Here is a 4,163-nt window from a genome sequence, read left to right as displayed (position 1 = left end):
GTAACATCACCGTGATAACCAACTTCATTGATAAATAAATCAGTTCCTACTAGTGGTTTGCTGTCTGCTGTTGGCTTTTCAGAAATCACATGACTCACTTTGCAGCTGAAAATAACATGCTGCTTTTGTGCTTCACTGAAAAAGTCAGGTACGGGTACAATTAGGGTATTTGTGCTCATAGCGGCCAATTGCAGGCGATAAAAAACGATAAAGCTGTAAGTATTTAGTGCGGTTACGGATAACCTGATTTAGCTGATCGAGCGACAATAAGTACACATGTGGATTTGTGCGGTAGTAGCTCCCCCAGTTCTCTCCTTGATTTGGCAGACGTTTTGCCTCGGCTTTTACCAGTTTAATGAGCTTTAAACCGTAACGTTCGAGAATGCTCGCAACCTTGTGCGTTGCGCAAAAAGCCAATGCTTTTACGTTCTGATGCACTAACGCCAAGGTTGAAAGCATGAAAAGCGGTGTTGATAAATTACGACCATTACTAAATAAGCTGCCGTACTCCACGATTTGCTCACGATCGACCCCACCATTATGCGCTCTTGCATAAGACTCAATAGGTGCATCTAGGTAATTTTCTAAAAATAGCGGCTCTGTCGCACGGCGAATACCGATTGCAGCTGTTTTTCCAGCAAAACGTAATTGCAATAACAATGGCATGGTAACGCTAATTTCTGCTTGGTAACGGTCTGCATAGCCTTGTTCAATAAAACGTGCAATATGCGACGCTTGCGCCAATGGCGCTAACTCAAAGCGAGGTAATAACGACGCTGTAAAACTAAGGAAATTATCTTTAGGCTTTAACATAAAACGGCTCTCCATCTTGCGATAGAGTAACTTTATGAAAGAAACCTTAAATGAAACTTAAGAAATGTTTGGTTTAAAATTGGCAATTAATGGCGATTAAATTAACCTTTAAAAACATGAGTTTAGCTTTTCTGATTGACATTTTTTTATTTACTCGTCAAAATATTAAAGGCTCACAACATTTTAAGACTCTTTATACCATCTTTTATTGGGATCGACCTGAGATGCTAAATATTACATTAAGCAAACTTTTTGTCTGATCAAATTTAATTTCATAGTGATGTAACTGTGATTTGCACAATTGCTCTATGGTGTCTTTTAAAACGAAATTAAGTTCGCCATTTTGTTCAAACCAAGTGTGCTTCATGATGTCTTGCAAATGGGGAAAGCCTGTCATTTCGGCACAAATCTTGACTTCAACGAAAGTGCTCTCGTTATTTATTTCAGCACTGAACTCAATGTTGCTCTCATAGCGGCTATCCAAAATAATTGACCGCATCAAAAACATAAATAGGCTAGCAAAAAGTGTTGGATTAACGTTTGCTTGCTCTTCGCCAGATAAGTGGCTGACAAAACTAATCTTTCGCTGCTTCAATTGATTACTGAATAACTCATTTGCTTTTTCAATAAGTTGAGATACCGAAAGTAATTCTTTTTCTGAATGTTGAAGTGTTTTTAAGTCTTTTAAGCTTGAAGTAAGTACTGACTTGTAAGATTCTATTTTTTCTGCACGTTGATGTATTTCATCGCTCAATTGATGGGTCAAACTGGGCTTTTTTGCCGTTGCTTTAATTTGCTCGCTTAGGCTTGAAATTTGCGCTGCTTCTGATTGTATTGACTCAAGCACATTATTTTCAAACTCTTTCGCTTCGTGCACTTCTGAAGCTGCTTGCATGACTGTGTCTTTGGTATGCAGCAAGGCTTTTTTCAAATTGATAATTAAATCTGCTCTTGTGGCTAAATCCACAAGCGAATGACGCGTATCAATAAAGTGTTTAAACCCTCGTTTACGTAACTCATTGCTTTCTATTGGGATCGATTGTTCACTAATCAGAATAACATCGAGTTGGCCCGAGTGACACAATTTGAGGAGCGTTGATTGTAATGATGTTTGAGCCAATAATAAATCATGCTCAATCACTAATAAGTCGAGTGTTTTGTCGGTTTCAGCAGCTACCAAAGCCGCATCTATGGTTTGAAAATGAGCACTCGTATAACTTTTCAACTGAGGCAAAACCAAATCCATTAAACTGCTATTTTTAAAACATAACCCTATCTTAGTATTAAATGTTTCTCTTATTTTTGGCTTAAAGTAATTACCATTATTCGCACTCGTTTTATGCTGAAGTGCGAGTTTTATTTTTTGCTCAAACATATTCACTGAAAATGGCTTTACAATGTATTCGCTAACCCCCATTGCAATCGCCTGCTTTACCAAGTTGTGTTCAATAATGCCTGAAACAATAATAAACGGTGTATCTGCTCCTTGAGATGCTTGTCTCACTTGTTTTAATAACGCTAAGGTATCGTATTTATCAGGGTACCAGTCACAAATAATTAAATCGGGTGGGATTTTTTTAAAGTGACGCCAGGCATCTTCAACACGCTTATAAAGGTGAATATTTGAGAAATTAAGCTCATGCAGGATAGATAATAATACCCCATTCATCTCTGGCATTTGCTCAAGTAGGAGTATGGTTAATTCATTCTCTTTCATTTATACGCCTTACTGTGTAACGCTTGAGAACCACTGATAGATTTACCTTTTTAAGATAACGTCTTATTAAGTATAGAGTTATTTCGAAAAGTTGCTGTGTAATTACAAAACTTAAAGTTACCGTCTTCGACAAACATTAATTAAGGCATCATTACTCAAGCAGATCCATTCAAGACGTGTCTAATTGTTAAAAGTTACCAACATTTTCAAACAAATTACCCAAAGTAGTTAAAAGCACGCATTGCTACGCTAAATGCAACTATTACTAATTGAGTAAACTAGGATGTTAACCACCAAAGGGCTTTTTAAGTCTCTACTATTTTCTGTTGTATCGCTTACCCTTGTTGCCTGTTCAAGCGACAAAGAAATCGAAGTATCGAAACCAAATGATGGCCAAACTTTAGCGCAATACGTCGCAAGCCAAGACTTTTCTGGCGCGGTGTTAGTCGCTAAAGATGGTGAAATTTTGCTGAACCGTGGCTACGATTACGCCGAGCGTGCTAACAAAGTAGAAAATACCTCCGAGACCATATTTCGCATAGGTTCGATTAGTAAACAATTTACAACGATGGCTGTATTGATTCTCGAAGAGCGTGGTCTTCTCTCATTGGATGATACGCTTGCCATGTACCTAAATGACTATCCAAATGGTGATAAGATTACGCTTAAAAATCTGCTCAATATGACCAGCGGCATTAAAAATTATACCGAGATGGGAAGCTTCTCATCTTACAAAAATACGTCGCTAACTCCGCTTCAATTAATTGAAAAATTTAAAGATGCACCGCTCGAATTTACGCCGGGTAGCAAGTTTAAATACTCCAACTCAAACTACGTGATAGCGGGTTATATTATTGAAGAAGTGAGTGGTAAAACGTATGCACAGTTTATTGAGCAAGAGATTTTTCAAAAACTAAGCATGACTAACAGCAGCTATGGCAAAGACAAAATTGGCTATGATAAATTTGCACAAGGCTACAGCAACAATAAGCCGGTTGGTGATATTTCAATGACAGTGCCTTATGCCGCGGGTGCATTAGTGTCAACGGTGGAAGATTTATATAAATGGCATCAAGGTGTTACCAACCGCGCACTCATTTCAGAAGAATCTACACAAAAAATGTACACTGTAGGCTTAAATGGCTACGCTCTTGGCTGGAATATCAGTACTAATCGCCACAATGAAAAATTCTATCAACATGGTGGTGGTATTGATGGCTTTGTGAGCTATATTCTGCGTTCAGAAGACAGTGGTTACTTTGTTGCCGTGCTTGCCAATGAAGAGGAGTTCCCTTCAGGTAATTTGGCTTTCAATATTATGAGCTTGGTGGATGCAGATTAAACTGTGCTTGGGCAACGCTTGTTGCCCCGATTACTTTTCGTGTAATCCTTGATTCATGTTCTTACCACCAAGAAACTGTTTTCGCGGAGTGTAATTAATCCAATCCGTTTGTTTGATAATTTTATTCTTGTCGTTGAACTGATGAGCAATAACAAATAACCAAGGCCCTAATACTTGCCCATTATATTTGAATTGATTGAAATGCCCCTCAGTTATAACGTTACGACCGTCAATTACTTGCTTTGAAATGGTTAAAACGGGTTTGCCCGCGAGCATTTCAAATTGACCCTA

General features: G+C 38.2%; 4 protein-coding genes. 1 reads left to right on the top strand and 3 read right to left on the bottom strand.

The features are described from left to right. Positions 1-144: 144 nt before the first annotated feature. Together L1068_RS21750 and L1068_RS21745 are read right to left on the bottom strand one after the other, a co-directional pair. On the bottom strand, positions 145-813 hold the full coding sequence (locus L1068_RS21750) for a thermostable hemolysin (RefSeq protein ID WP_237131952.1): 669 nt from the start codon (positions 811-813) through the stop codon (positions 145-147). Positions 814-1,018: 205 nt separating this feature from the next. Then, positions 1,019-2,530, bottom strand: coding sequence for a response regulator (locus tag L1068_RS21745; protein ID WP_237131951.1), 1,512 nt, complete (start codon positions 2,528-2,530; stop codon positions 1,019-1,021). A 283-nt stretch (positions 2,531-2,813) separates the two neighbouring features. Here L1068_RS21745 and L1068_RS21740 point away from each other — a divergent pair, with 283 nt between their 5' ends. After that, on the top strand, positions 2,814-3,872 hold the full coding sequence (locus tag L1068_RS21740) for a serine hydrolase domain-containing protein (RefSeq protein ID WP_237131950.1): 1,059 nt from the start codon (positions 2,814-2,816) through the stop codon (positions 3,870-3,872). 30 nt (positions 3,873-3,902) lie between these two features. Here L1068_RS21740 and L1068_RS21735 read toward each other — a convergent pair whose 3' ends face one another. Continuing rightward, positions 3,903-4,148, bottom strand: a complete 246-nt coding sequence (locus tag L1068_RS21735; RefSeq protein WP_237131949.1) for a hypothetical protein — start codon at positions 4,146-4,148, stop codon at positions 3,903-3,905. Positions 4,149-4,163 lie beyond the last annotated feature (15 nt).

The organism is Pseudoalteromonas sp. MMG024 (assembly GCF_021654175.1).
In the GTDB taxonomy this organism is placed as follows: Bacteria; Pseudomonadota; Gammaproteobacteria; order Enterobacterales; family Alteromonadaceae; genus Pseudoalteromonas.
This window is presented reverse-complemented; position numbering and strand designations above follow the sequence as displayed.

What these genes read in the sequence shown, in the direction of transcription:
- L1068_RS21750 (WP_237131952.1), bottom strand. Translation starts at nt 813, where the DNA reads ATGTTAAAGCCTAAAGATAATTTCCTTAGTTTTACAGCGTCGTTATTA.
- L1068_RS21745 (WP_237131951.1), bottom strand. Translation starts at nt 2,530, where the DNA reads ATGAAAGAGAATGAATTAACCATACTCCTACTTGAGCAAATGCCAGAG.
- L1068_RS21735 (WP_237131949.1), bottom strand. Translation starts at nt 4,148, where the DNA reads ATGCTCGCGGGCAAACCCGTTTTAACCATTTCAAAGCAAGTAATTGAC.
- L1068_RS21740 (WP_237131950.1), top strand. Translation starts at nt 2,814, where the DNA reads ATGTTAACCACCAAAGGGCTTTTTAAGTCTCTACTATTTTCTGTTGTA.